Origin of the sequence: Bradyrhizobium sp. C-145, assembly GCF_023375135.1 — a bacterium.
GTDB classification, from domain to species: domain Bacteria; phylum Pseudomonadota; class Alphaproteobacteria; order Rhizobiales; family Xanthobacteraceae; genus Bradyrhizobium; species Bradyrhizobium zhanjiangense.
The window spans coordinates 9,504,669-9,529,571 of sequence record NZ_CP088150.1 but is presented as its reverse complement, the minus strand read 5'-3'; the positions used below and the strand labels follow the sequence as shown (position 1 = coordinate 9,529,571).

The 24,903-nt window shown below is 64.8% G+C and carries 28 protein-coding genes; 17 read left to right on the top strand and 11 right to left on the bottom strand.

Annotated elements, in window-relative coordinates; genetic code table 11:
* Positions 1 to 294 precede the first annotated feature (294 nt).
* From LRP30_RS44890 to dnaQ, 4 genes are read left to right on the top strand one after another with little or no spacing between them, the layout of a single operon-like run.
* Entirely contained in the window at positions 295 to 1,134 is an 840-nt protein-coding gene (locus LRP30_RS44890) for a pyruvate, water dikinase regulatory protein (protein WP_091882598.1), read from the top strand.
* A gap of 7 nt (positions 1,135 to 1,141) precedes the next feature.
* Complete coding sequence (locus LRP30_RS44885; protein WP_249758952.1) at positions 1,142 to 1,750, top strand: Maf family nucleotide pyrophosphatase; 609 nt, start codon at positions 1,142 to 1,144, stop codon at positions 1,748 to 1,750.
* A gap of 23 nt (positions 1,751 to 1,773) precedes the next feature.
* The gene (coaE, locus tag LRP30_RS44880; RefSeq protein ID WP_249761973.1) at positions 1,774 to 2,373 is read left to right on the top strand and encodes a dephospho-CoA kinase; all 600 of its coding nucleotides are present in this window, start codon (positions 1,774 to 1,776) and stop codon (positions 2,371 to 2,373) included.
* Positions 2,374 to 2,403: 30 nt separating this feature from the next.
* Positions 2,404 to 3,120, top strand: coding sequence for a DNA polymerase III subunit epsilon (gene dnaQ, locus LRP30_RS44875; protein ID WP_091882592.1), 717 nt, complete (start codon positions 2,404 to 2,406; stop codon positions 3,118 to 3,120).
* Here dnaQ and secB read toward each other — a convergent pair.
* The gene (secB, locus tag LRP30_RS44870) at positions 3,117 to 3,602 is read right to left on the bottom strand and encodes a protein-export chaperone SecB (RefSeq protein WP_091882589.1); all 486 of its coding nucleotides are present in this window, start codon (positions 3,600 to 3,602) and stop codon (positions 3,117 to 3,119) included. The genes dnaQ and secB overlap by 4 nt on opposite strands.
* 413 nt (positions 3,603 to 4,015) lie before the next feature.
* Between secB and LRP30_RS44865 the strand changes: the two genes are divergently transcribed.
* From LRP30_RS44865 to LRP30_RS44855, 3 genes are read left to right on the top strand one after another with little or no spacing between them, the layout of a single operon-like run.
* Positions 4,016 to 4,711, top strand: coding sequence for a Tim44/TimA family putative adaptor protein (locus tag LRP30_RS44865; RefSeq protein ID WP_128930500.1), 696 nt, complete (start codon positions 4,016 to 4,018; stop codon positions 4,709 to 4,711).
* On the top strand, positions 4,689 to 6,278 hold the full coding sequence (locus LRP30_RS44860) for an MltA domain-containing protein (RefSeq protein ID WP_249758951.1): 1,590 nt from the start codon (positions 4,689 to 4,691) through the stop codon (positions 6,276 to 6,278). Before LRP30_RS44865 ends, LRP30_RS44860 begins: the two co-directional genes overlap by 23 nt.
* Complete coding sequence (locus tag LRP30_RS44855) at positions 6,275 to 6,865, top strand: Smr/MutS family protein (RefSeq protein WP_128930498.1); 591 nt, start codon at positions 6,275 to 6,277, stop codon at positions 6,863 to 6,865. The genes LRP30_RS44860 and LRP30_RS44855 overlap by 4 nt, the downstream gene beginning before the upstream one ends.
* Positions 6,866 to 7,078: 213 nt before the next feature.
* Here LRP30_RS44855 and LRP30_RS44850 read toward each other — a convergent pair whose 3' ends face one another.
* The 5 genes from LRP30_RS44850 to hslV all read right to left on the bottom strand — a co-directional run bounded on the left by LRP30_RS44850 (position 7,079) and on the right by hslV (position 11,608).
* Positions 7,079 to 8,203, bottom strand: coding sequence for a hypothetical protein (locus LRP30_RS44850; protein ID WP_164939317.1), 1,125 nt, complete (start codon positions 8,201 to 8,203; stop codon positions 7,079 to 7,081).
* A gap of 201 nt (positions 8,204 to 8,404) precedes the next feature.
* Complete coding sequence (gene hslU / locus LRP30_RS44845; RefSeq protein ID WP_091882581.1) at positions 8,405 to 9,709, bottom strand: ATP-dependent protease ATPase subunit HslU; 1,305 nt, start codon at positions 9,707 to 9,709, stop codon at positions 8,405 to 8,407.
* A gap of 53 nt (positions 9,710 to 9,762) precedes the next feature.
* Positions 9,763 to 10,380, bottom strand: a complete 618-nt coding sequence (locus tag LRP30_RS44840; RefSeq protein ID WP_128944551.1) for a DUF2585 domain-containing protein — start codon at positions 10,378 to 10,380, stop codon at positions 9,763 to 9,765.
* Entirely contained in the window at positions 10,377 to 10,862 is a 486-nt protein-coding gene (locus LRP30_RS44835; RefSeq protein ID WP_249758950.1) for a GNAT family N-acetyltransferase, read from the bottom strand. The genes LRP30_RS44840 and LRP30_RS44835 overlap by 4 nt, the downstream gene beginning before the upstream one ends.
* 185 nt (positions 10,863 to 11,047) lie before the next feature.
* Positions 11,048 to 11,608, bottom strand: coding sequence for an ATP-dependent protease subunit HslV (hslV, locus tag LRP30_RS44830; protein WP_091882572.1), 561 nt, complete (start codon positions 11,606 to 11,608; stop codon positions 11,048 to 11,050).
* Positions 11,609 to 11,821: 213 nt separating this feature from the next.
* Here hslV and hisB point away from each other — a divergent pair, with 213 nt between their 5' ends.
* The 8 genes from hisB to LRP30_RS44790 all read left to right on the top strand — a co-directional run bounded on the left by hisB (position 11,822) and on the right by LRP30_RS44790 (position 16,953).
* A complete protein-coding gene (gene hisB / locus LRP30_RS44825; RefSeq protein ID WP_091882569.1) occupies positions 11,822 to 12,415 on the top strand; it encodes an imidazoleglycerol-phosphate dehydratase HisB in 594 nt (197 codons plus the stop codon).
* 63 nt (positions 12,416 to 12,478) lie between these two features.
* Positions 12,479 to 13,009 carry a DUF2628 domain-containing protein gene (locus LRP30_RS44820; RefSeq protein ID WP_128944549.1) on the top strand — a complete coding sequence of 177 codons (531 nt, stop codon included), beginning with the start codon at positions 12,479 to 12,481 and terminating at the stop codon, positions 13,007 to 13,009.
* A complete protein-coding gene (hisH, locus tag LRP30_RS44815; protein WP_128944548.1) occupies positions 13,006 to 13,656 on the top strand; it encodes an imidazole glycerol phosphate synthase subunit HisH in 651 nt (216 codons plus the stop codon). The genes LRP30_RS44820 and hisH overlap by 4 nt, the downstream gene beginning before the upstream one ends.
* Positions 13,644 to 14,384, top strand: a complete 741-nt coding sequence (hisA, locus tag LRP30_RS44810; protein ID WP_245508552.1) for a 1-(5-phosphoribosyl)-5-[(5-phosphoribosylamino)methylideneamino]imidazole-4-carboxamide isomerase — start codon at positions 13,644 to 13,646, stop codon at positions 14,382 to 14,384. The genes hisH and hisA overlap by 13 nt, the downstream gene beginning before the upstream one ends.
* Positions 14,385 to 14,394: 10 nt before the next feature.
* Positions 14,395 to 15,168, top strand: a complete 774-nt coding sequence (gene hisF, locus LRP30_RS44805; RefSeq protein ID WP_128944547.1) for an imidazole glycerol phosphate synthase subunit HisF — start codon at positions 14,395 to 14,397, stop codon at positions 15,166 to 15,168.
* A gap of 78 nt (positions 15,169 to 15,246) precedes the next feature.
* Positions 15,247 to 15,573, top strand: coding sequence for a phosphoribosyl-ATP diphosphatase (locus LRP30_RS44800; protein ID WP_008539706.1), 327 nt, complete (start codon positions 15,247 to 15,249; stop codon positions 15,571 to 15,573).
* 21 nt (positions 15,574 to 15,594) lie between these two features.
* A complete protein-coding gene (gene coaA, locus LRP30_RS44795; RefSeq protein ID WP_091882557.1) occupies positions 15,595 to 16,551 on the top strand; it encodes a type I pantothenate kinase in 957 nt (318 codons plus the stop codon).
* Positions 16,552 to 16,656: 105 nt separating this feature from the next.
* Entirely contained in the window at positions 16,657 to 16,953 is a 297-nt protein-coding gene (locus LRP30_RS44790) for a hypothetical protein (protein ID WP_245508551.1), read from the top strand.
* A 39-nt stretch (positions 16,954 to 16,992) separates the two neighbouring features.
* On the opposite strand, the gene LRP30_RS44785 is transcribed toward LRP30_RS44790, so the two are convergent.
* The 3 genes from LRP30_RS44785 to LRP30_RS44775 all read right to left on the bottom strand — a co-directional run bounded on the left by LRP30_RS44785 (position 16,993) and on the right by LRP30_RS44775 (position 21,460).
* Positions 16,993 to 19,218: an ATP-binding protein gene (locus LRP30_RS44785; RefSeq protein ID WP_249758949.1), complete on the bottom strand. Its 2,226-nt coding sequence runs from the start codon at positions 19,216 to 19,218 to the stop codon at positions 16,993 to 16,995.
* 125 nt (positions 19,219 to 19,343) lie between these two features.
* On the bottom strand, positions 19,344 to 19,811 hold the full coding sequence (locus tag LRP30_RS44780) for a hypothetical protein (protein WP_249758948.1): 468 nt from the start codon (positions 19,809 to 19,811) through the stop codon (positions 19,344 to 19,346).
* 110 nt (positions 19,812 to 19,921) lie between these two features.
* Complete coding sequence (locus tag LRP30_RS44775) at positions 19,922 to 21,460, bottom strand: YifB family Mg chelatase-like AAA ATPase (RefSeq protein ID WP_128930491.1); 1,539 nt, start codon at positions 21,458 to 21,460, stop codon at positions 19,922 to 19,924.
* A 228-nt stretch (positions 21,461 to 21,688) separates the two neighbouring features.
* Between LRP30_RS44775 and LRP30_RS44770 the strand changes: the two genes are divergently transcribed.
* Positions 21,689 to 21,934, top strand: coding sequence for a PilZ domain-containing protein (locus LRP30_RS44770; protein WP_018644993.1), 246 nt, complete (start codon positions 21,689 to 21,691; stop codon positions 21,932 to 21,934).
* 80 nt (positions 21,935 to 22,014) lie between these two features.
* Positions 22,015 to 22,788: a tetratricopeptide repeat protein gene (locus tag LRP30_RS44765; protein ID WP_249758947.1), complete on the top strand. Its 774-nt coding sequence runs from the start codon at positions 22,015 to 22,017 to the stop codon at positions 22,786 to 22,788.
* Between the two features lie 82 nt (positions 22,789 to 22,870).
* Here the strand turns inward: LRP30_RS44765 and LRP30_RS44760 are convergent, their stop codons facing one another.
* Together LRP30_RS44760 and LRP30_RS44755 are read right to left on the bottom strand one after the other, a co-directional pair.
* A complete protein-coding gene (locus LRP30_RS44760) occupies positions 22,871 to 24,160 on the bottom strand; it encodes an AAA family ATPase (protein ID WP_249758946.1) in 1,290 nt (429 codons plus the stop codon).
* On the bottom strand, positions 24,157 to 24,891 hold the full coding sequence (locus LRP30_RS44755) for a CpaD family pilus assembly protein (RefSeq protein ID WP_128930488.1): 735 nt from the start codon (positions 24,889 to 24,891) through the stop codon (positions 24,157 to 24,159). Before LRP30_RS44755 ends, LRP30_RS44760 begins: the two co-directional genes overlap by 4 nt.
* Positions 24,892 to 24,903: the final 12 nt, after the last annotated feature.

The window sequence follows — 24,903 nt, the reverse complement described above, 5'->3', positions numbered from 1 at the left end:
CCGTCCGCCACTTCACGCGCGCTTGTTCACATCCATCAACATCTCCTGCGCCGGTCTGGCCGGTCGGAATAAGTGACCCGGTCTCAGGGGCTTGCGCCGGCCTGTCGGCAGCTTATCAAGAGGCTTGTCCGCGCAATCCCGTTTCCGCGCCGGCCGGCCGGCAAACTTGTTCTGGCGGGCAGCGGTGTGAAGAAAATTGGCCGTTGTCCCGTCCCTGGTGTCGCGCATCTCTTTCCGAGAGGTTAAGCTCCACAGAAATCCACAAACTGCCCCGCCAAAATCCAAAGAGTTTTTGTGCCGACCTCGAACAACTATTTCCATCTGCACCTGGTCTCCGACTCCACCGGTGAAACACTCATCACCGTGGCGCGCGCGGTCGCGGCTCAATACGCCAACGTGACGCCGGTCGAGCACGTCTATCCACTGGTGCGCAGCCAGAAGCAGCTCGATCGCGTGCTCGACGAGATCGAGGAGGCGCCGGGAATCGTGCTGTTCACGCTGCTGGAGAAGGATCTGGTCTTCAGGCTCGAGAACAAGTGCAAGGAGATCAACGTTCCGAGCCTGTCGATCATCGGCCCGGTGATGCAGCTGTTTGAAGCGTATCTCGGCGCTGCGACCACCGGCCGCGTCGGCGCCCAGCACGTGCTCAATGCGGAATATTTCAAGCGCATCGATGCGCTGAACTACACCATGATCCACGACGACGGTCAGCATGTCGAAGGCCTCGACGAGGCCGACGTGGTGCTGGTGGGTGTGTCCCGCACCTCGAAGACGCCGACGTCGATCTATCTCGCCAATCGCGGCATCCGCACCGCCAACGTGCCGCTGGTTCCGGGCATTCCGGTGCCCTCGCAATTGGAGACGCTGACGCGTCCGCTGGTCGTCAGCCTGCATGCGACGCCGGAACGGCTGATCCAGATCCGTCAGAATCGCCTGCTCTCTATGGGAGCCGAGTCTGGCAGCGACACCTACACCGACAAGCAATCGGTCACCGAGGAGGTCGCGTTCGCGCGCAAGCTCAGCGCCAAGCATGATTGGCCACTGCTCGATGTCACCAGACGCTCGATCGAGGAAACCGCCGCGGCGATCATGAAGCTCTACACCGATCGCCAGCGCAACCGGCCCTCAGAATAGTTTCGCAATGGGTCTGTGGCGCGGCACATCTCCGTTGATCCTGGCTTCGCAGAGCAGCGCGCGGAAAATGCTGCTGGCCAATGCTGGCTTCGAATTCGAGAGCGTGACGGCTGACATCGACGAGCGCGGCCTTCAGGCTGCGTCGAAACTTTCGAACCCGCGCGCGATCGCTCTGTTGCTGGCCTGCGAAAAGGCGAAGGCCGTCTCGGCTCTTCATCCCGGAAGTTATGTGATCGGCGCCGACCAGACCCTGGCTCTCGGCGAGCGCCTCTTCAACAAGCCCGCCGGTCGTCCCCAGGCGATGGCGCAATTGCGCGACCTCGCCGGCAACAGCCACGAGCTGAATTCAGCGGTGGCGGTGGCGCATGGCGGAAAGATTGTTTTCGAGGATGTTTCGGTCGCCCGCATGACCATGCGGCATATGACCGAAGCCCAGCTTTCAGCCTATCTCGATGCCGCCGGTGACGCCGTCACGACCAGTGTCGGCGCTTATCAGCTCGAAGGGCTGGGTATCCATCTGTTCGAGCGCATCGAGGGCGACCATTTCACCATTCTCGGCCTGCCGCTGCTGCCGCTGCTTGCGTTCCTGCGCCGCGAGCGGCTAGTTGCGGTGTGAACGACAGACATGGCTGGGCCTTGATGCGGATCCTCGGACTGACCGGCTCGATCGGTATGGGCAAATCCACCACCGCGAAATTGTTCGCGGAGGCTGGTGTTCCCGTCTACGACGCCGATGCCGCAGTTCATCACTTGTATGAAGGCGAAGCGGCTCCCGCGATCGAGGCTGCCTTCCCCGGCACCACCATCAACGGCAAGGTCGACCGGTCCAAACTGTCCGCGCGGGTCGTGCACGATCCCGCCGCGATCAAGCAGCTCGAGCAGATCGTCCATCCAATGCTGGGCGAGTCCCGCAAAAAATTCTTCGCCGAGGCCGAAGCGGCCAAGGTCCCCGTCGTGGTGCTGGACATTCCCCTCCTGTTCGAGACCGGCGGCGAGAAACGGGTCGACGCCGTGGTCGTGGTCTCGACCTCGCCGGAACTTCAGCGCGAGCGGGTGCTGGCGCGCGGCACGATGGACGAGGCAAAGCTCGACGCCATCATCGCCAAGCAGATGCCCGACGCCGAAAAGCGCAAGCGCGCCGATTTCGTGGTGGATACCTCAAACGGGCTGGACCCGGTGCGTGCTCAAATCAAGCACATCCTGGCCGAGGTCGTTAAGATGCCGCAGCGGCGAGCCTGATTCGCCGATTTTTGCACGGCCATCCCAATCATGCGCGAAATCGTTCTCGATACCGAAACCACCGGCCTCGATCCGCTCCGCGGCGATCGCCTGGTCGAAATCGGCTGTGTCGAGATCTTCAACCGCATGCCGACCGGACAGACCTTCCACCGCTACATGAACCCCGAAAGGGACATGCCGGCGGAGGCCTTCGCAGTGCACGGGCTGTCGGCCGAATTCCTGTCGACCAAGCCGCTGTTCCACGAGGTCGTCGACGAGTTTCTGGAATTCATCGGCGATGCGCCGCTGGTGATCCACAACGCCTCGTTCGACATCAGCTTCATCAATGCCGAGCTCGATAGGATCAAGCGCGCGGCGATCCCGCGCGAGCGGCTGGTCGATACGCTGCTGCTGGCGCGGCGCAAGCATCCCGGCGTGTCGAACCGGCTCGACGATCTCTGCTCGCGCTACGCGATCGACAATTCACACCGCACCAAGCACGGTGCGCTGCTCGACGCCGAGCTCCTGGCTGAGGTCTATGTCGATCTGGTTGGGGCGCGGCAGTCGCAGCTGCTGCTAGCCTCGGACACCGAGGAGATTCGCGTCAGTGCGACCGGCGAAGCGCCGCGGCGACAGCGCCTGGTGCCGCTTGCGCCGCGGGTTTCCGATGCCGAACGAGAGGCCCACCGGGCCTTCATCGCAACGTTTGGCGACAAGGCGATCTGGAACGAGTACCTGCCCGCTCCAGCTGCCGTGGCGGCCGGTTAGGCCTGACCGGCTTGGCCCTGAGCGGCCATTTGCCGCTCCATGTTCTGACGATAGAGACCGACGAAGTCGACCGGATCCAGCATCAGCGGCGGGAACCCGCCGTCGCGGACGGCGGTCGCGATGATCTCGCGCGCGAACGGGAACAGCAGGCGCGGGCACTCGATCATGACCAGCGGATGCAAATTCTCCTTCGGCACATTGGCGATCCGGAACACGCCGGCATAGGCGAGCTCGAACGAGAACATCACCTTGCTCGCCGCCTCGGCCTTGCCCTCGACCGACAATGTCACCTCGAACTCCTGTTCGCTGAGGTTGTTGGCGCTGACGTTGATCTGGATGTTGATCTGGGGCGGCTGGCTCTGCTGCTGGAGCGAGCTCGGCGCGTTCGGATTTTCGAACGAGAGGTCCTTGGTATATTGCGCCAGCACGTTGAGCTGGGGAGCCTGGGCCGCCTCGGGAGGGGTGCCGTTACCGTTGGTCATGAAAGTCTCTCCTTACCCGATTTGGGCTGAATTTCGCGGCGGTTGGCTAACATAGGCCCGCCTCATTCTACAAGGACGAACGACCCCGGGTGAGATATCGGAGCCGCGCCCGCAACTGTGCGGTTCACCCGGTCTTTTGCGCGAAATTGCGCCCTAAACGATTGAAGAAGCGCGATTTCCGGGCAGGATCGGGTTTCCCCTTAAGCATAAAACGCGCTACACTCAGCGCTGTGCCAAAAGGCGCCATTGGCCGGGCAAGATTTCGTGCCTACATCCCAGGGACCAGACGCGCGGACCTAAATGGTGATGTAGACTTGCCGTTTCCGTATGGAACGGTCTACTGGCCGGATTGATTTTCCCGGCGACGACCTCAAATCGAAGACCAAAAGCAAAGACCAGAAAGCGAATACGACGTGGACATCTACACTATCATTTTCCTGGCGCTGGCGGTCTTTATCTTTCTGCGGCTGCGCAGCGTGCTGGGACAGCGCACCGGCAACGAACGGCCGCCGTTCGACCGCAATGCGCTCCAGGGTGCCCAGGACAAGAACGTCGTGACCATGCCGGGCAAGGTGATCGACCAAGCCCCGCTGGCGCCGACGGCCGAGCCGACCCCGCCCGCCGATCGCTGGAAGGGCCTGGCCGAGCCGGGCACCCCACTCGCGCAGGGTCTCGACGCCATCGTCGACAAGGATTCCACTTTCGACCCGCGCCATTTCATCTCGGGTGCTCGTGGCGCCTATGAGATGATCGTGCTCGCCTTTGCCAATGGCGACCGCCGCGCGCTGCGCGACCTGCTGTCGTCGGAGGTCTATGAGAGCTTCGATGCCGCGATCAAGGAGCGCGAGAAGAACGAGCAGAAGACCGAGACGCGTTTTGTCTCGATCGACAAGGCTGAGCTCGTCGGCGCCGAGCTGCGCGACCGCACCGCTCAGCTCACCGTACGCTTCGTCTCGCAGATGATCTCGGCCACCCGCGACAAGGCCGGCAACATCGTCGACGGCAGCGCCGACACGGTCGCCGACATCACCGACATCTGGACTTTCGCCCGCGACACCTCCTCTCGCGATCCGAACTGGAAGCTGGTTGGCACCGGAAGCGCGAATTAAGATATTTCTGAAGAACAGCGCGACGGCGCTTTGCGCAGGTGTCGTCGTGCTGTCGTCGTTTTCGCTCGGCGCAGAGGCGGCGCGGCGCCACTACCGCAGCCACCACCATCATCCTCCGACATTGCCTGCCGCCCCGCCGCGGGCCTTGCCCTATCCGCAGCTTCCCCTGCCGTTCGAGATTTCCGGCGCGCAATATCTGCCGCTGGCCTGGGCGGACGTGAAGGGCTGGAGCGAGGACAATCATCTCGCCGCCTACAAGACCTTCCGTGCGAGCTGCCGGTCGATCAACGCGCAGACCGGCGCATCTGAGCCGAAAGCCGAATCCAAAGCACTTGGCGCCTCGCTGAGCAAGCCCTGCCGGGCCGCCAGATCGCTCGAGCTCACCGACGACGCCAAAGCGAAGACCTTCTTCGAGGAGAATTTTTCGCCGTTGCGCATCTCGCGCCTCGGCGAGCCCGACGGCTTCGTCACCGGCTATTACGAGCCCGTGCTGGAGGGATCGCGGACGCAGACCGACGTCTACAACGTTCCGGTCTATCGCCGCCCCTCCAACCTGTTCGTGCGCGGCTACAAGCAGGACTCGGTCAGCCTGCCCAACAAGGGTCCGGTCTATCGCAAGATCGGCCGCCGCAAGCTGGTGCCCTACTATGACCGCGGCGAGATCGAGGACGGCAAGATCGCCGGCCGCGGGCTGGAGATCGCCTGGCTCAAGGACCCCACTGATCTCTTGTTCGCGCAGATCCAGGGCTCGGCACGGATCAAGTTCGACGACGGCGGCACGGTCCGGCTCAATTACGACGCCTATAACGGCTATCCCTACACGGCGGTCGGCCGCATCCTGATCGAGCGCGGCATCATTCCGAAGGAAGAGATGTCGATGCAGAAGATCAGGGAATGGATGACGCAGAATCCTGAGGGCGCCAAGGAGCTGCGCCGCCAGAACCGCGCCTACATCTTCTTCCGCGAGGTCAATCTCTCCGACAAGGAGGAGGCGGTCGGCGCGCAGGGCATTCCGCTGACGGCCGGCCGCTCGATCGCAGTCGACAAGTCGCTGCACGTCTACGGCACGCCATTCTTCATCGAGGGCGAGCTGCCGATCGATTCCGAACGCGCCAAGACGTCGTTCCACCGGCTGATGATCGCGCAGGACACCGGCTCGGCCATCATTGGACCTGCGCGCGCCGATCTTTATTTCGGCGCGGGCCCGGATGCCGGCCGCGTCTCCGGGCGGCTGCGCCATCCCATGCATTTCGTGATGCTGGTGCCCAAGAGCCTCGATCCCAGCATACGCGGCGCGCGATTGCCGGTGCCGGACCCGCGTCCCTCGGAGAAGATCGCAAAGCTGTTCCCGCAGACTGACCCGGCCAAGGATCCGAAGAACGCGGCGGCTGCGGCGAAAGCTGCTGAGTCAGGCAAAGCTGGCGCGCCCTCGCCTGCCGTGCCACAAGCCAAGGACGCCACCGTTGCGGTAGCGAGCCCGGTGCCGCTGCCGGAGCCGCGTCCCAACATCAAGCCCGACCGCGAACAGCGCAAGCGCGTGTATCGTCGTTCCCACCCGCAGCAATGAAGCGATCGTCCCGTCCGCCCGTGCTGGAGCCGCGTCCCTCACCGCGCCGCCGTGCGCTGAGCGAGGAGGAACGCGCGCTGTGGGACAATGTTGCGAAACAGGTCAAGCCGCTGAGGAAGTCTCGCGTGGCGAAGGCGCCGGCCGCGCCGCGCGGTGAGCCATCACCGACGCTCCCGTCCGCAAGACCCGCGCCGCCCGCAAGGCCGGTCGCCGCTGCGCCGGTGCCGCGCGTCGCAAAACCGTCCGTCCCGCCATTGGCGCCGATCGGCAAGCGCGAGCGCGCAAAGCTATCGCGTGGGCGCAGCGAGATCGAAGCGCGGCTCGACCTGCATGGCATGACCCAGACGCGCGCCCATCGTGCGTTGACCGGCTTTCTGCACCGCGCCCAGCACGACGGCCTGACCTTCGTCCTGGTCATCACCGGCAAGGGCCGCAGCGGCGGCGAAAGCGGCGTGCTGCGCCGCCAGGTGCCGGAATGGCTCAGCCTGCCGGAATTCCGCGCTTTCGTCGTCGGCTTCGAGGAGGCCCATATCGGGCACGGCGGCGAAGGTGCGCTGTACGTGCGAATTCGCCGGGCGAGGGTCTAGAGCGGCCGGACAATTGCGAGCGCGGACTTCTCTTGCCTCTCCCGCTTGCGGGAGAGGCCGACGCGCCCCGGGCGATGCGAAGCATCGTCCCGATGCGCGGCGGGTGAGGGCTCTCTCATCTTGGGCAATCTCTTTGTGGAGACACCCTCACCCCAGCCCTCTCCCGCAAGCGGGAGAGGGAGCGCACCGTCTCCGGAGTTGGACTGAGTCGTCTCAGAACGGCCGGATGATTCCGACGCGCGGGATCAGCGTGAGGATCAGGCCGAAGGCGTTCGTCTTCCGATCCTCGGCCGGAATCGGCGGCGTCTCGCGCGCGGCGGGAAGCATCTTCACCGCGTGCAGAATCAGGAACATGCAGGCCGCCCAGTTCGAGATCCAGCGCGAATAGTCGAACACCATCGCGAACATCACGAGATAGGCGAGGCTGACGCCGATCACCGCCGCGAGGACGAGCCGCCGGTGCATATCCTTCGCGAGCGCGTCGATCAGGCTCGCAAGATAACGCCACAACGGCGAGTGCAGCCAGATCAGTAGCGCAAACACGGGCACGCCGAGAATGTTGTGTGGCAGCCGGCCCCAGGTGTCGGCAACCTCCTTCGCCAGCGGCTGATACCAGATGTAGCTGAACTGCAGCAGATCGGTGCGGGATGGATCGGCCATCCGGCTCCTGAGATACGCGACGAAATCCGCTTCCGGGATCGGCATCGTTCCCAGAAACTGCGCCGCGAAGAACAGCGCGGAGACGATGGCAAAAGCCGCGACACCGAACGTAATGTTGGTGCGATTGCAGCCACAAGCCAGGTAATGCCTGATCACGACGATGGTGATGATCGTCGGCACATACATCAAGAGATGGATGTGATGGATCAACACGAGCACGATCGAGAACGACGCAGCCGTCGCCACGAAGAGCAGCGAGCCCGCCGGCATCAGCAAGAGGACGATCGCCAGCGCGCAGCCATAGATGTCGAAATGGCCGAGCGTATGCATGAAGTTCTTGAGGAAGAACGGCGAGCCCGCGGTGAAGACGAACAGCGGCAGCGTCTTCGCGGTGAAGCCGAACGTCTTCTGGAACAGCCTTGCGTACAGCCCCAGCGTCGCCAGCCACGTCACCCCGCCGAGCGCGAACACCAGCCACACCGGCACCTTCGCCGTGAACAGCGCGACGATCGCCCCGATCAGCGCGCGCTTGATGAAGCCGAAATGGTAGTCGACGAGGAGGTGGATATAGGGGACGTAAGGCGGCAGCTGGATCTTGTGAAGGAAGACGCCGACCAGGACGGCGGCGTTGATCGCGAGCAGCAGCCGCCACGGGTTTTGCCAGAGGCTAGCGGGCACGCCGCACCTGCGCATTGGCGGCCAACTCAGCCGTCGTCCCGGACAAGCGAGCATAGCGAGCGCTGATCCGGGACCCATAACCACAGAAGGTCGTTTGAGCCGAGATCGGAGTCGCCATCTGTTTCAACAAGGACCGCCGCGGGTAATGGGTCCTGGCTTTCGCCAGGACGACGGCGGAATAGATACAGCGCCGGGGCAAAATTACAAAATAAACCGGCTCAGATCGGCATTCTTGGCCAAATCTCCGACGTGCTTCTGCACGTAGTCAGCATCGACCCGGACCGTCTCACCATTGCGGTCGGGGGCGGTGAAGGAGATCTCGTCCAGCACCCGCTCCATCACGGTCTGGAGCCGCCGCGCGCCGATGTTCTCGACGGCGGAATTGACGGCCACGGCGACGTCGGCCAGCGCATCGACCGCGCCATCGGTGATGTCGAGCGTCACGCCCTCAGTCTGCATCAAGGCGACATATTGCTTGATCAGCGAGGCTTCGGGCTCGGTGAGGATGCGGCGCATGTCGTCGCGGGTCAGCGCCTGCAATTCGACGCGGATCGGCAGGCGGCCCTGCAATTCCGGCAGCAGGTCCGAGGGCTTTGCGACATGGAAGGCGCCGGAGGCGATGAACAGGATGTGGTCGGTCTTGACCGCGCCGTGCTTGGTCGAGACCGAGGTGCCCTCGATCAGCGGCAACAGATCGCGCTGCACGCCCTCGCGCGAGACGTCGCCGCCGACGCGGCCGTCGCGGGCACAGATCTTGTCGATCTCGTCCAGGAACACGATGCCGTTGTTCTCGACCGCGCTGATCGCTTCCAGCGTCAGCTGCTCGGTGTCCAAGAGCTTGTCGGATTCCTCGTTGACGAGAATCTCGTGCGAGCCCTCAACGGTCAGCCGCCGCGTCTTGCTGCGGCCGCCCAGCTTGCCGAAGATGTCGCCGATCGAGATTGCGCCCATCTGCGCGCCCGGCATGCCCGGGATCTCGAACATCGGCATGCCGCCGCCGGACGACTGCGTCTCGATCTCGATTTCCTTGTCGTTGAGCTCGCCGGCGCGCAGCTTCTTGCGGAAGGATTCGCGGGTCGCGGAAGAGGCATTGGCGCCGACCAGCGCATCGAGCACACGCTCCTCGGCCGCGAGCTGCGCCCGAGCCTGCACGTCCTTGCGCTTGCGTTCACGCACCTGGACGATCGCGACCTCGACGAGATCGCGCACGATCTGCTCGACATCGCGGCCGACATAGCCGACCTCGGTGAACTTGGTCGCTTCCACCTTCAGGAACGGCGCATTTGCGAGCTTGGCGAGCCGCCGCGCGATCTCGGTCTTGCCGACGCCGGTGGGGCCAATCATCAGGATGTTTTTCGGCAGCACCTCCTCGCGCAAGGAGCCTTCGAGCTGCTGCCGCCGCCAGCGGTTGCGCAGGGCGATCGAGACGGCGCGCTTGGCATCGGCCTGGCCGACGATGAAACGGTCGAGTTCGGAAACGATTTCGCGGGGGGAGAAGTCTGTCATGGCACCTTAGCTAGGGTCAGATGCGGGCTGGGACAAGCCGCTTTTTTCGGCCATCAGATGATCGGCGGACCGGATTGCCATTGCTTCACGGCGTCCACCGGATGGATCAGCATCAGGATATTGAGTGTCAGATTGTCGCGAATGTGGAGCGCCAGCATGATTTCGAAGGCGAGCCCGATCAGAATGGTCACTGACACCGGCAGCACACGGGCAACGAGGAACCCCAGTACCATGAAGACCGCGTCCGAGACCGAGTTGACGATGCTGTCGCCGTAATAGTCCAGCGAGATCGTACCGGCGCGGTAGCGTTCGATGATGAACGGCGAGTTCTCGACGATTTCCCAGGTGCCTTCGATCAGCATGGCGATGATCAATCGTGCCGGCCATGACAAAGGCAGCGAGGGCAGTCGCGCGAACAGCAGCCAAGTCAAACCGTAGAACAGGAAGCCGTGCAGGACGTGGGAGAAACTGTACCAGTCGGCGATGTGTTGCGAATTCTCCGAGCTGTTCACCACGCCATGCCACAGCTTCACATAGCCGCAGGTGCAGATCGGCACGCGTCCCACCGCGAACAGGATCGAGGCTTGCAGCATGAGCAGCAATAACGCGATGCCCACCCAGGCTTGCGGGGGTACCGACACCTTGCTCTGCTGCGTGCTCGTCAGCGTCACGATTCACGCACCATCAACAGCGCCGGTCCGTCCGGCGTCTCGACCATGCGGTCGCGGACAAAGCCAGCCTTCTCATAGGCGCGTATGGCACGCGCGTTGAGCGGATCAGGATCGGTGACGATCCGCGGCAGGCCGTTCCGCAGCTGCGCGTTGACGAATTGGCGAATGAACGCCGCGCCATGGCCGCACGCGATCATGTCGCTTTCGCCGATGAACTGGTCGATCCCACGCGTGCCCTCCGGTTGCGGCCCGAAGCCCGTATTCCAGGCGGTCAGGCGGTAGCATTGAAGATAGCCGAAGGGCCTGTTGCCGGCCAACACGATGAACTGGTTCATGGCCGGCTCGTCGAGATCGCCGCTGACGAGCGAAAACTGCTCGTCCGGATCGCCCCACCATTCCCGCACATGGGGCTCGCCCAGCCACCGCCGGATCAGCGGCAGATCGGCCGCGGTCATCGGGCGGAAGATGTAGGTTATGGCCATCAGCTAGCCGCGGCGATGCTGCGCCCCCTCTCCCGCTTGCGGGAGAGGGTCGGGAGAGGGTGTCTCCGCAATGGGACAATCCCCCAGAGGAGAAAGCCCTCACCCGCGCGTTCGGCGCGACCTCTCCCGCAAGCGGGAGAGGTTACAGCCAGTCCGGTGCCCCGCCGTTGAGTCACAGGTGGGCCCTACCCTGTCGCCAGGCTCTCGATGGTCACATTCCGGTTGGTGTAGACGCAGATGTCGGCGGCGATGTCGAGGGAGCGGCGGACGATGGTCTCCGCGTCCTTATCGGTATCGAGCAGGGCGCGTGCCGCGGCGAGCGCATAATTGCCGCCGGAGCCGATCGCCATCACGCCGGCCTCGGGCTCGAGCACGTCCCCGGTGCCGGTCAGCACCAGCGAGACGTCCTTGTCGGCCACGATCATCATGGCCTCCAGCCGCCGCAGATAGCGGTCGGTGCGCCAGTCCTTGGCCAGTTCGACCGCAGCGCGGGTCAGCTGCCCCGGATATTGCTCGAGCTTGCTCTCCAGCCGCTCAAAGAGCGTGAAGGCGTCGGCGGTCGCGCCGGCAAAGCCGCCGATGACGTCGCCCTTGCCGAGCTTGCGGACCTTCTTGGCGTTGGACTTGATCACGGTCTGGCCGATCGAGACCTGGCCGTCGCCGCCGACCACCACCTTGCCGCCCTTGCGGACCGTCAAAATCGTGGTGCCGTGCCAGCCCGGCGAGCTGTTCTGGGAAACCTGCATGAATGATCCTCGTTGTCGGGCCTGATTTAGGCGGTCGGGGCCAATGGGACAACAGGCGGACAACCGGCAGACAACGGGCCGCTCCGGGCCTAATTCGCTCACCATAGGCAGAAGTAGAGGCCCGGCTACCCCGTTCCCGCAGTAGCGAAGGCGTCATTTGGCTGTTAAAAGACCGGCGTTTTCGGCCCCGAACGAGGATGAAAGCTAGTTTTGATGCGCACCGCGACGATCAAGCGCAAGACCAAGGAGACCGACATCGAGGTCACTGTGAACCTCGATGGCACCGGCGTGGCCAATATCGCGACCGGCATCGGCTTTTTCGACCATATGCTCGATCTCCTCGCCCGCCATTCCCGCATCGACCTCACGGTCAAGGCGGTGGGCGACCTGCACATTGATCATCACCATACCACCGAAGACACCGGCATCGCGCTCGGCCAGGCGGTCAAGCAGGCGCTCGGCAACATGGCGGGCATCACCCGCTATGCCGGCGTGCACATGCCCATGGACGAGACGCTGTCGCGCGTCGTCATCGACATCTCGGGCCGCCCGTTCCTGGTGTTCAAGGCCGACTTTCCCCGCGACAAGATCGGCGAGTTCGACACCGAGCTGGTGCGCGAGTGGTTCCAGGCCTTCGCCATCAACGCCGGCGTGACTCTTCACGTTGAGACCCTATATGGCGATAACAGCCACCATATCGCCGAGTCCTGCTTCAAGGGTCTGGCGCGGGCGCTGCGCACTGCGGTCGCGATCGATCCGAAGGCTGTGGGCGAAATCCCGTCCACCAAGGGCTCGCTCGGCGGCTGACGTCTCGGTCCGGCGGCGGGCGCCGCCTCCGGTATCACTGAATTCAGAGAACGGGGCATCACCATGCCTGTCTATACGGTTCATGCTCCCTCTCCTGCCGGAGCCGATCTGCGTGCCACCGACAAGTTCGTCTTCGTGCGCGACGGCTTCCACTTCTGGGCGATGATCTTCGGCCCGGTCTGGCTGCTGTGGAATCGGCTGTGGCTGGCGCTGATCGGCTGGCTGATCTTTGTGGCCGCGTTCAATGCGGGGCTGTCCAGCCTCGGTCTCGGGCGCTCGTCGATCTTCTATGCGGATCTCATTATCGCCCTGCTGATGGGCTTTGAGGCCTCGAGCCTTCGCCGTTGGACCTTGTCGCGCGGCAAGTGGCGGCAGCTCGACGTCGTGATTGCCGACAACGAGGATACCGCCGAGCACCGCTTCTTCGAGCGCTGGAGCCAGAAGCAGCACGGCATCGTCAACGATCAATGGGCCGTTGATCGCGGCGGCCCGCCGCCGACCCGCGGCGTGCCGGGTCAGCAATTCTCGAACCCGCCGCCATTGCCGGCGGGCGGCATCATTGGGTTGTTTCCAGAACCGGGAGGGTCAAGATGAGCGTCGCCATCATCGATTACGGTTCCGGCAATCTGCATTCCGCCGCGAAAGCCTTCGAGCGCGCCGCACGCAGCCTGGACAACCCGCAAAAGGTGTTCGTTACCAGCGATCCGGACCAGGCCTACAGCGCCGACCGTCTGGTGCTGCCGGGCGTCGGCGCTTTCGCCGATTGCCGGCGCGGACTTGATGCCGTCAACGGCATGGTCGAGGCGATCACGGAAGCGGTGCGCGTCAAGGCGCGGCCCTTCTTCGGCATCTGCGTCGGCATGCAGTTGATGGCAAGCCGCGGCAAGGAGCATGTCACGACGGACGGCCTGAATTGGATCGGCGGCGATGTCGAGAAGATCACGCCGCGCGACGAGAACCTGAAGATCCCGCACATGGGCTGGAATACGCTGGAGGTTTTGCGCGAGCATCCGGTGCTGAACAAGCTGTCGCTTGGCCCTAAGGGCCAGCACGCCTATTTCGTGCACTCCTATCACCTCAACCCCGCCAACGAGGCGGATGTGCTGGCGCGCGCCGATTACGGCGGGCCTGTCACCGCGATCGTCGCGAAGGACACCGCGATCGGCACGCAATTTCACCCCGAGAAAAGCCAGCGTTTCGGCCTGGCCCTGATCTCGAACTTTTTGCGATGGAAACCGTGATCCTCTTCCCCGCGATCGACCTCAAGAACGGCCAATGCGTGCGCCTCGAGCAAGGCGACATGGCGCGGGCGACCGTGTTCAACCTCGATCCCGCGGCGCAAGCGCAGAGCTTTGCCGCGCAGGGTTTTGAGTATCTCCACGTCGTCGACCTCGACGGTGCCTTTGCCGGCAAGCCGGTGAATGCCGAGGCCGTCGAGGCGATGCTGAAGACGATCAAAATTCCGGTGCAGCTCGGCGGCGGCATTCGCGATCTCGCCACCGTCGAAGCCTGGCTCGACAAGGGCATCACCCGCGTCATCATCGGCACCGCCGCGGTGCGCGATCCCCAGTTGGTGAAGGCTGCGGCGACGAAATTCCCCGGCCGCGTCGCGGTCGGTCTCGATGCCCGCGACGGCAAGGTCGCGGTCGAAGGCTGGGCCGAGACCTCGCAGGTCACGGTGCTGGAGATCGCAAAGCGTTTCGAGGATGCCGGCGTTGCCGCCATCATCTTCACCGACATCGCGCGCGACGGCCTGCTCAAGGGCCTGAACCTAGACGCGACCATTGCGCTGGCGGACGCGATCTCCATTCCCGTGATCGCCTCAGGCGGCCTCGCCTCGATCGAGGACGTCAAGGCGATGCTGACGCCGCGCGCCAAGAAGCTCGCTGGCGCGATCGCCGGCCGCGCGCTCTACGACGGCCGGCTCGATCCCGCCGCCGCCCTCACCCTGATCCGCAACGCGTACTAGGAGACATCCAATGTTCAAGGTGCGCGTGATCCCCTGCCTCGACGTCAAGGACGGAAGGGTCGTCAAGGGCGTCAACTTCGTCGATCTGCGCGATGCCGGCGACCCTGTCGAAGCCGCGATCGCCTATGATGCCGCCGGGGCCGACGAGCTCACCTTCCTCGACATCACCGCGACCCATGAGAACCGCGGCATCATGCTGGACGTGGTCCGGCGCACGGCGGAAGCCTGCTTCATGCCCGTCACCGTCGGCGGCGGCGTGCGTGAGGTCAACGACATCAAGACGCTGCTGCGCGCCGGCGCAGACAAGGTCTCGATCAACAGCGCGGCGGTGTCGCGACGCGAGTTCGTCAAGGAAGCCGCCGAGAAGTTCGGCGAGCAGTGCGTGGTGGTGGCGATCGACGCCAAGCGCGTCAAGCGTCCGGGCGGCGACCGCTGGGAGATCTTCACCCATGGCGGGCGCAATTCGACCGGCATCGACGCCATCGAATATGCCCAGGAAGTGGTCTCGCTCGGCGCCGGTGAAATCCTGCTCACTTCGATGGACCGCGACGGCACCCGGCAGGGTTTTGACATTCCGCTGACCCGGGCGATCGCCGACAGCGTCTCCGTCCCGGTGATCGCCTCCGGCGGCGTCGGCAATCTCGACCACCTCGTCGACGGTATCCGCAACGGGCACGCCACCGCCGTGCTGGCCGCCTCGATCTTCCACTTCGGGGAATTCACCATCCGCGAAGCCAAGGAGCACATGGCCCGCTGCGGACTGCCCATGCGCCTCGATGCCTGACGACTCCCGTTCACAAAAGTGCTACACGAGCCGGTAGACCGGCTCGTTCGGCCGGATCGCGCTTTCCGAGTAGTCTGTATGCCGCGTTTCACGATCCACGATCTGGCCGAGACCATCGATGCCCGCGCGGCATCCGGTGGCGAAGCCTCCTATACCCGCAAGCTTCTGGACAAGGGCGCCGAGCATTGCGCCAAGAAGTTCGGTGAGGAAGCAGTCGAAACCGTAATCGCAGCAGTCGAAAACGATCGCGCGCATCTGATCGCCGAAAGCGCCGACCTGCTCTACCATTTCCTTGTGCTGCTCAAGGCACGCGGCGTAAAGCTGGAGGAGGTCGAGGCCGCGCTGGACAAGCGGACGTCGATGTCAGGGTTGGAAGAAAAGGCGTCGCGCAAGAGCGGCAACTAGCCGAGGTGGAAAGATCGCGTCATGGATATCCGCGCACCCGAGCAGCAGTATAATCCGTACCGCGTCTATACGCGCGAGCAGTGGTCCAGGCTGCGCGACGACACGCCGATGACGCTGGAGCCGGGCGAGTTCGACCGGCTGCGCTCGCTGCACGATCGCCTGGACTTGCAGGAGGTCGAGGACATCTACCTGCCGCTGTCGCGCCTGTTGTCGATCTATGTCGACGCTATGCAGCGCCTGTATTACGCCGAACGCCAGTTCCTCAATATCCGCGACCGAAAAGTGCCCTACATCATCGGCGTCGCCGGCTCGGTCGCCGTCGGAAAATCCACCACGGCCCGCGTGCTTCAGGCGCTGTTGGCGCGCTGGTCGCCGCGGCCGAAGGTCGAACTGATCACGACCGACGGATTTCTGTATCCCAACGCGGTGCTCGAGCGGCAGGGCATCATGCAGAAGAAGGGTTTTCCGGACAGCTATGACCTGCCGCTGCTGCTCAGCTTCCTCTCCGATATCAAGTCCGGCCGCCGGCACGTCCGCGCGCCGGTCTATTCGCATCTGACCTACGACATCGTGCCAAACGAGTGGGCGGAGATCGATCGGCCCGACATTCTGATCGTCGAAGGCGTCAACGTGCTGCAGACCGGAAAGCTGCCGCGTGACGGCAAGGCGGTGCCTGTGGTCTCCGACTTCTTCGACTTCTCGGTCTATATCGACGCCGACGAGGCGGCGCTGCGGCAATGGTACATCAAGCGCTTCCTGGCGCTGCGCGACACCGCCTTCACCAATCCAAAATCCTACTTCAACCGCTACGCCCTGTTGTCGGATGAGGAAGCGACCGCCACCGCGATCGCAATCTGGGAACGCACCAACCTTGCCAATCTCGAGGACAACATTCTGCCGACCCGGCCCCGCGCGACGCTGATCCTGAAAAAGGGCGCCGACCACACGGTGGAGAGCGTGGCGCTCAGGCGGCTGTAATCGCGCCGGTGAACATGGGTCCCTGGCTGGTCCGGGCTGAGTGTCTTTTGTTGCTGACCGACAATCGGTATTCCGCTATGCCTTCAAAAACGGCTGGGAGGCAGCATGGTTGATCGTCTCAGAAGCGCCGCGGAGCAGCTTGAAGCGCCGATCTGCCCGGACTGCCATATCGAGATGAAGTGGTTCCGCTCCGAACTGCTCGCGGACGAGCCGACCCCGATCATCGCGCATCTCTTCGTGTGCCCACATTGCAAGCGCGCGGCAAAGACGGACACCATATTCAAAGGCCCCCAAACGCCGCCTGATAAGCTCGCTGCGCCACGTTTTACTGCTCATGAAGGAACGATCGTCCCGCCGGACGACACGGGGCCTGCTCGGCTCCCGGCCTGCCCCGCACCATAGCTGGCGCCGGCCGGGCTCAGGTTCCCATGAGATTCGCGCTCAGACTGCCAGGTGCCGGGACGCGGCCAGCCCGGCCAGCGCCTCGTCCAGCTTCTCGCGGTCGAGCGGCTTGATCAGGAATCCGTTCATGCCTGCCTCGAAGCAGGCGTAGCGGTCCTCGACCAGCGTATTGGCGGTGAGCGCCAGGATCGGCGTGTGCTGGCGACCCGCGGCGGCCTCATGGGCGCGGATGCGTTTTGTCGTCTCGATGCCGTCGAGCTGCGGCATCTGGATGTCCATCAGCACGAGGTCATAGGGCGTGCCGGCCGATGAAGCGGCGAGCCAGGATTCCAGCGCCGCCTCGCCATGGACGGCGATGACGACGCGATGGCCGAGTTTGGTGAGCAGCGACCGCATCAACAATGCGTTGATCTCGTTGTCCTCAGCAACGAGAATCGAGAAGCCCCTCGCCCGCGCTGCGCTGGTGGATTCTGCCACCGGCTCCGGCGCGAGATCGGGCGAGGCGACCTCCGGCGTCAGCGCGAGGCGTGTGGCGAGCGAGGCCGCGCGCAGCGGCTTCACCAGGAATCCGGAGAAGGCCGGGGAGAATTTCTCGTGGCGCGAGCTCGACGTCAGCAGCACGAGCCGCTGCATCGCATGCGCTCTCGCCGCTTCGCCGAGATGGTCGGCAGTGGCAGGACCGATCGCGCGATCGACCAGTACGGCGTGCCATGAACGCTCCGGCAGTAGCGCCTCGGCGACCGCCGCATCCGCAACCATGCAGGTCTGGCCGCCCCAGCGTTCCAGGCGCCGCGCGATCAGCGAGGCTTCGATGCCCTCGGCGACGAGGAGTAACGATTTGCCGGCGAGGTCGGGGCTGGGGAATGCCGTCTGTCCGGCGCCTGCTTGGGACGGGGGTAGCGGCACCGCGACCTCGAAGGTCGAGCCCTTGCCCGGCTCGCTCGTGAGCGTGATCCGGCCGCCCATGCGCTTGACGATGCGCTCGCTGATGGAAAGGCCGAGCCCGGTGCCGCCATAGGTGCGCGCGACGCGCTCGTCCGCCTGCTCGAACTCCCGAAAGATGCGCGACTGCGCTTCCGGCGCGATGCCAATGCCGGTGTCGCGGACCAGGAAGCTGATCTCGTGCGGCCAGATGCCGGGCTCGACGATCAGCGCGACGCCTCCGCTCGCGGTGAACTTGATGGCGTTGCCCGCAAGATTGAGCAGCACCTGACGCAGCCGCGCGGCGTCGCCTACCACCTCGAGCGGCAGGCGCTCGTCGATATAGGATGCGATCTCGAGAGTTTTTGTCTGCGCACGCGGTGCCAGAAGCTCGGTGATCTCCTCGATCAGCGCGGACAAGGCGAAGGGACGTTGCTCGAGATCGAGCTTGCCGGCTTCGATCTTGGAATAATCGAGCAGCTCCTCGATCAGCGTCATCAAGGCTTCGCCGGAGGTTTTCACCGCCTTGGCATAGGTCGCCTGCTCCGGCGTCAGCGTGGTATCGAGCAGAAGGCCGCCCATGCCGATGATGCCGTTCAGGGGCGTGCGGATTTCGTGCGAGGCCATCGCGAGAAAACGCGATTTCGCGCGGTTGGCGGCATCGGCCTGATCGCGGGAGTCGGACAAAGCGCGTTCGGTCTCGGTGCGGTCGGTGACGTCACGTCCGACGCTCTGCAGTTCGGCGGGCTGCCCGGCATCGAGGCGGACATAGCCCTCGCGCCAGGCGATCCAGCGCGCGCCGAGCGGGGTTGCGATCTTCTGGTCGTGAACGCGTGTGCCGCTGCTCTCGCGCGCGCTGTCGCCCTGCTCCAGCACGTCGAAATCGAAGCGGGTGCCGACCAGCGCGCTCCGCGCCTGTCCGGCCAGCGCGCAATAGGCGTCATTGGCAAAGGTGATGCGGCCGTTTGTGTCGCGCAGCACGATCAGATCGCCCTGCTGCTCGAACAGGCTGCGGGCACGCTCTTCGGCTTCCTTCAGCTCCCAATTGCGATCGATCAGCGTCTCATTGTGGGCGGCGAGCGTACGCAGCCGCTTGTTGACGAAACGCAGCCGCATGCTCAGCGTCGCAAGGCCGAGACAGGCGAGGGCGAACAGGAAGCTCGCGCCGATCGCAAACGCATTCGGATCGTAGCCGGAGTTCTCGGACCGGCTGCCGGAGACGAAACCATAGGCGGCGCCGAACGTCGCCGAGAAGATCATGAAGGAGCGGAGCGCGAAAGCGATACGGGGATGCTGTCGCCTGAAGCGGCGCATATGCACCTTGATCCGGAACGTCCGACCCATCGCCACCGACCCCGACTCTTGTCCGAAACCCCGCGCTCGCCGTGTGCGACGATGTCGCCTCGACCTTGCGAACAGTTTGAGGCTTCGGCGCCGCCTCCAAACAGGGTTGACGAGGTGTTAATGCTTCAGAGCGAGGCGGCCTGAAGCTGGCGGTGGCCGCCGCGGGCGCCGACGATCAGTGCCGCCGCCTCGCGCTGCGAGAACGTTTTCGAGCGCACATAGATGCGGTAATCAGCCGGCCCTTCGGTGGAGAGATAGATCACCTGAGCGCCATCGACGGGCTGCGCCGCGATCGAGACCAGGCGCGTCGCCGGAGCGGCCTGGCAGGATTCCGATTCCGAACCGAGGCCGTCGTCCACCACCGCGAAATCCGCAGCGTCCGCATCGTCGGTGACCTGAACCCGCACCGTGGCCTGCGCGGGATCCTCGGTGAAGGCGACGTGCACGCCGGCGGTCCAGAACAGAGTTGTGAGCTCGACCGAGGTCTCGCCGAGGGCGATGCAGGGATGCGAGACCGATCCGATCTCGGCGCGGGCGAACACCGCCGCTGCCAACAGGGGGACAACCGAGGCCAGGATCTTGAAACGCAACATGACACTCTACTCGCCCGGGCCCCTCGGGAACTCGTGTTGGAAACACATGGGGCTTATGGTTTGCAGAGCGTAAAGGAAACTCGTTACCGCCGGGTTGATGCGCGGAATGATCAGGCCAACTGCCGCACATCCTCCGCGAGTGCGCGGTAGGACAGGGCCTCGGCGAGGTGCAAGCGGCCGATCTTGTCGGCGTTGTCGAGATCAGCCAGCGTGCGCGCGACCCGCAGCACGCGATGATAGCCGCGCGCCGACAGCCGCATGGTCTCGGCGGCGTCGCGCAGCAGTTTGGCGCCCTGCGCATCCGGCTTGGCAATCTCTTCCAGGACCGAGGCCGGCGCCTCGGCATTGGTGCGGACGTTGGGCAGGCCGGCATCGGCATAACGCGCAAGCTGGATGTCGCGTGCGGCCGCGACGCGCGCGGCGACCTCGGCGGAGCCTTCCGCCGGCGGCGGCAGGATCAAATCGGCCGCGGTCACTGCCGGCACCTCGATGCGCAGATCAATGCGATCCATCAGGGGACCGGAGATGCGCGCCTGGTAGTCGCCGGTGCAGCGGTCGATGCGGCCGCGCTTGCAGGCATAGCCGGGCTCGAACGCATTGCCGCAGCGGCAGGGATTCATTGCGGCCACCAGCATGAAGCGGGCAGGGTAGGTGACGCGGTGATTGGCGCGCGACACCGCGACCTCGCCGTTCTCCAAGGGCTGGCGCAGCGAATCCAGGACGCGCGGATCGAACTCGGGCAGCTCGTCGAGGAACAGCACGCCCTGATGCGCCAGCGAGATCTCGCCGGGCTTGGCGCGCATGCCGCCGCCGGTGAGCGCGGCCATGCTGGCGGAGTGATGCGGCGAGCGGAACGGCCGCCGCGCGGTCAGCGCGCCGCCCTCGATCTCGCCGGCGACGGACGCGATCATGGAGACTTCGAGCAATTCGCTCGGCGACAGCGGCGGCAGGATCGAGGGCAGGCGCGCCGCCAGCATCGACTTGCCCGCGCCGGGCGCACCGATCATCAGCAGGTGATGCCCGCCGGCAGCTGCGATCTCCAGCGCCCGCTTGGCGCTTTCCTGGCCCTTGATATCGCGCAGGTCGAGGGACGAGGCGGCGGCTTCATGCACCTTCGGTGAGGGCCGCGACAGCACCTGCGTGCCCTTGAAATGGTTGGCGATCTGAATGAGCGATTGTGCGGCGATGATCTGGATGTCCGGGCTCGCCCAGGCCGCCTCCGAGCCGCAGGCGGCGGGGCAGATCAGGCCCTCCTCGCGTCCATTGGCGCCGATCGCGGCGGGCAGGACACCTGCGACCGGCGCGATCGACCCGTCGAGGCCGAGCTCGCCCAGAACCGTGAAACCCGTCAGCGCATCCGGCGGGATCGCGCCGATCGCCGCCATCAGCCCGAGCGCGATCGGCAGGTCGTAATGGCTGCCCTCCTTGGGCAGGTCGGCCGGCGCCAGATTGACGATGATCCGCCGCGCCGGCAGCGCCAGCCCCGAGGCGATCAGGGCCGAACGGACCCGCTCGCGCGCCTCCGACACCGCCTTGTCCGGCAGGCCGACGATGGCGAAGGCCGGCAGGCCCGGGGCGACCTGCACCTGCACGTCGACCGCACGGGCCTCGATCCCCTCAAAGGCGACGGTAGAAACCCGCTGAACCATTGCTCGAACCAGCCTGCCCTCTCGCGCAATTAGGGGTAGCAGAGCCTGGGGCCCTTCGCAAGAACAATACAGGAACATTTCCAAAGGCCAAGCCAGCCCTAACCAGTCGTAAACGTGAAGCGGACACTACGCCTCGAATGCGAGCGGCTCTCCTCAGCACATTCCAACGAATGTCCGCTACTCCTCAGGCTGCGGGATGGGCCGTGATCTAACGGGTGAAGAATTCAAATGCTTGCAAATCGCCGGAGAAGCGAACGCCGGGTGTGCAGCCGGCTGGCCAAGATCCATTTTGGCGCGGGCTCGCTGCCGCGCGACTGCACGATCACGGATATTTCGGATGGCGGCGTGAAAGTGGTGGCGGAATTCCTGGAAGTGCCGCCGCAATTCACCATCATCTTCGCGCCCGATTATTCCCGCCAATGCCGCCTGCGCTGGCGCATCGGCTGCGAGTTCGGCGCGGAGTTCGTCGATTAGGCCTTAATGGTTGCGCCTCCTTAACCGGGCTTTAGCGTTAATGGGTAAGCATCTCTGATCAGTCGCCGAGTGATCAGAGTATGCCCAAGCGTCCGTCCGCCGCCTTTCCTTCGGCGAAATTCCTGCTTCCCGTGTTCATGGTGCTCGTGCTCGGCGGCTGCCAGACCAATGGCATCGAGGATGTGACCGGCGCGCTCGGCGTCAGATCTGAAACGACCGTCACGGCCGACGCCAAGCCGGACATGGACGCCCTGCGTGAGCGCTACCGCGCCAAGCCCGGCGATCCCAGCGTTGCGCTCGCCTACGGCAAGGCGCTGCGCGAGAGCGGCCAGCGGGCGCAGGCCGTCGCGGTGATGGAGCAGGCCGTGCTCGCCCATCCCAGCAACAAGGCATTGCTCGCCGGCTATGGCCGCGCGCTCGCCGACAACGGCAATTTTCAGCAGGCCTTCGATGTTCTCGGCCGTGCGCATACGCCCGAGGATCCGGATTGGCGCATCCTGTCGGCGCAGGGCGCGGCGCTCGATCAGCTCGGCCGCAACGAGGAGGCGCAGCAATATTACGCGACCGCCCTAAAGATCGTGCCCGACGAGCCGCAGGTGTTGTCCAATCTCGGCCTGTCCTACATGCTCCAGAACAATCTGTCGCGGGCAGAGGAAACGATGCGCCGCGCGCATGAGCGCAATCCCGGAGATCCCCGCGTGCGCGCCAATCTCGCGCTCGTGCTGGGGCTGGAAGGAAAGCAGGCGGAGGCCGAGACCATCGTGAAGGCCGATCTGCCGCCGGATCAAGCGGCGGCAAAGGTCACGGCGCTGCGGCAATTGCTGGCGAAGAAGCAGCAGCGAGCGGACAGATAGCCCACGCTGTTCGTAGATTCTCGTTTTGACGCGTTGTCTTCACGCGAGCCGGTAGCCAGTTCGCTCGAAGACGCTTCCAGCCTTACGACGCCTTGCGATGCGGGGCGGATCCGCGGCCCGACCTGCCCTTCAGCTTTTTCAGCAGCGGCCCGAGCAGCGAACGCTTCGGCTTCTTCACCTCGCCGCGGCCGGCGAGGCGGTTCGCCATGCTCTGGAACAGAAGGGTGGTGCGGTGACTCTTGGAGACCTCCGCGATCATCTGGCCATTGTTGGCAGCGGTCGAGAACAGCTTCGAATCGAACGGGATCACCGCGAGCGGCTGGCTCTCCATGGTCTTGGCGAAGGCTTTGACCTCGATCTCCGCCCGCTTGTGCATGCCGACCTGGTTGAGGCAGTACAGCGGCGGCCGGTCGTTCGGCCGCGCCGCCTTGAGCACGCTCAGCATGTTCTTGGTGTTGCGCAAATTGGCGAGATCGGGCTCGGCGACGATCACGATGTCGTCGGCGTTGACCAACGCGCGCCGGGTCCAGCCCGACCATTGGTGGGGAACATCGAGCACGATGCAAGGCGTGGTCATGCGCAGCGTGTCGAACACCGCGTCGAAGGCTTCGGCGCCGAAATCATAGACGCGGTCGAGCGTCGCGGGCGCGGCCAGCAGGCTGAGCCGCTCGGTGCATTTGGCGAGCAGGCGCTCCATCAGCGCCGTGTCCGGCCGGTCCTGCGACAGCACCGCGTTGGCGATGCCCTGCACCGGATCCTGATTGTAGTCGAGGCTCGCGGTGCCGAAGGCGAGGTCGAGATCGATCACGACGGAATCGAGCGCGAGATCGCGGGCGATGGTCCAGGCCACGTTGTGCGCGACGGTGGACGCGCCGACGCCGCCCTTGGCGCCGACCACCGCGATGACACGGCCGGTGATGATGGCTTCCGACGCCGAGAACAGGCTGCAGATCGAGCGGACCACGTCGAGGGTTTCGACCGGTCCGACCACGTAATCGTTGACGCCGCGGCGGACCAGCTCGCGATAGGGCGCGGTGTCGTTGGGATTGCCGATCACCACGACGCGGGTACCGGGATCGCAGACGCCGGCGAGGTCGTCGAGCCCCTCCAGGATGTCGCGCGTGCCGTCGGACTCGATCACGATCACGTTCGGCGTCGGCATCGATTCATAGACTTCGATCGCCGCAGCGAGGCCACCGTCCCTGGCAGTGAGATGCGCCTTGGCGAGCCGGCGATCCTCCCCCGCCGCGGTCACCGCGGCGAGCGTCTGCTCGGTCTCGCAAAAGGCCTGCACCGAGATGCGGGGAACCGGCGCAATGTGTTCGTCGGGGTGCCGCGGATCGTCCGCGTCTTCGTCGTGGATGCCTGTCATTTGCCGGTGTCGCTGAGTTTGGCCTTGTCGGCCTCGGGATAGGCAGTCGCAGTGGGCGAGCCCTTGCGATAGCGGTCGAAGGCGATGTCGCGCCGAGCGGTGTAGGCGGGCGTCTCGGCGCGCGGCTGCTCGAGGTCGGCGGGGTTGTCGATCATGGCCGCGAGGTTGCGCTGGCTGGCGCAGCCCAGATTGAAATACGGCCGGTTCTCGTTGTAGCCGGGGTCGAGGATGTTCGGACCAACGTCTTCCGGCCACAGTCCGCAGGGTCCGGCCACCGCGCTGATCTTGGAATAGCTCAGCCGGATCGTCGGCAGGAGGCCGGGATCCTCGGGACGATAGGGATGCTGGACGATGGCGCGCGAGGGCACGCCGCCGGATGCGAGCACGGAGCGGATTTCCTGATAGGTTGCCGCCGCCGCGCGCGAATTCGCGGTGTCGGTGGGCACGTCGACGACGACGGAGCCGGTGCCTTCGCGCACCCAGTCCCGGGCAATGCCGACGACATCCGCGTGTTGCGCAGCCGAGAGGCCGCCGCGCGCCTTGCCGACGAAGATCACGATCGAGCGCTTGCCCTCCTGCACCGCGATCGGGTGGCGCTGGCGATAGTCGGTCGGCACCGTCTGAGTGACGATTTCACCGGTGGTGTTGCACGCACCCAGCATGACGGACAGTCCCGTCAGCGCCATCGCTACGCTGAAGTGGCGGCGTCGGTCGGCTATCGTCCTCGTCATCGCTTGATCCCC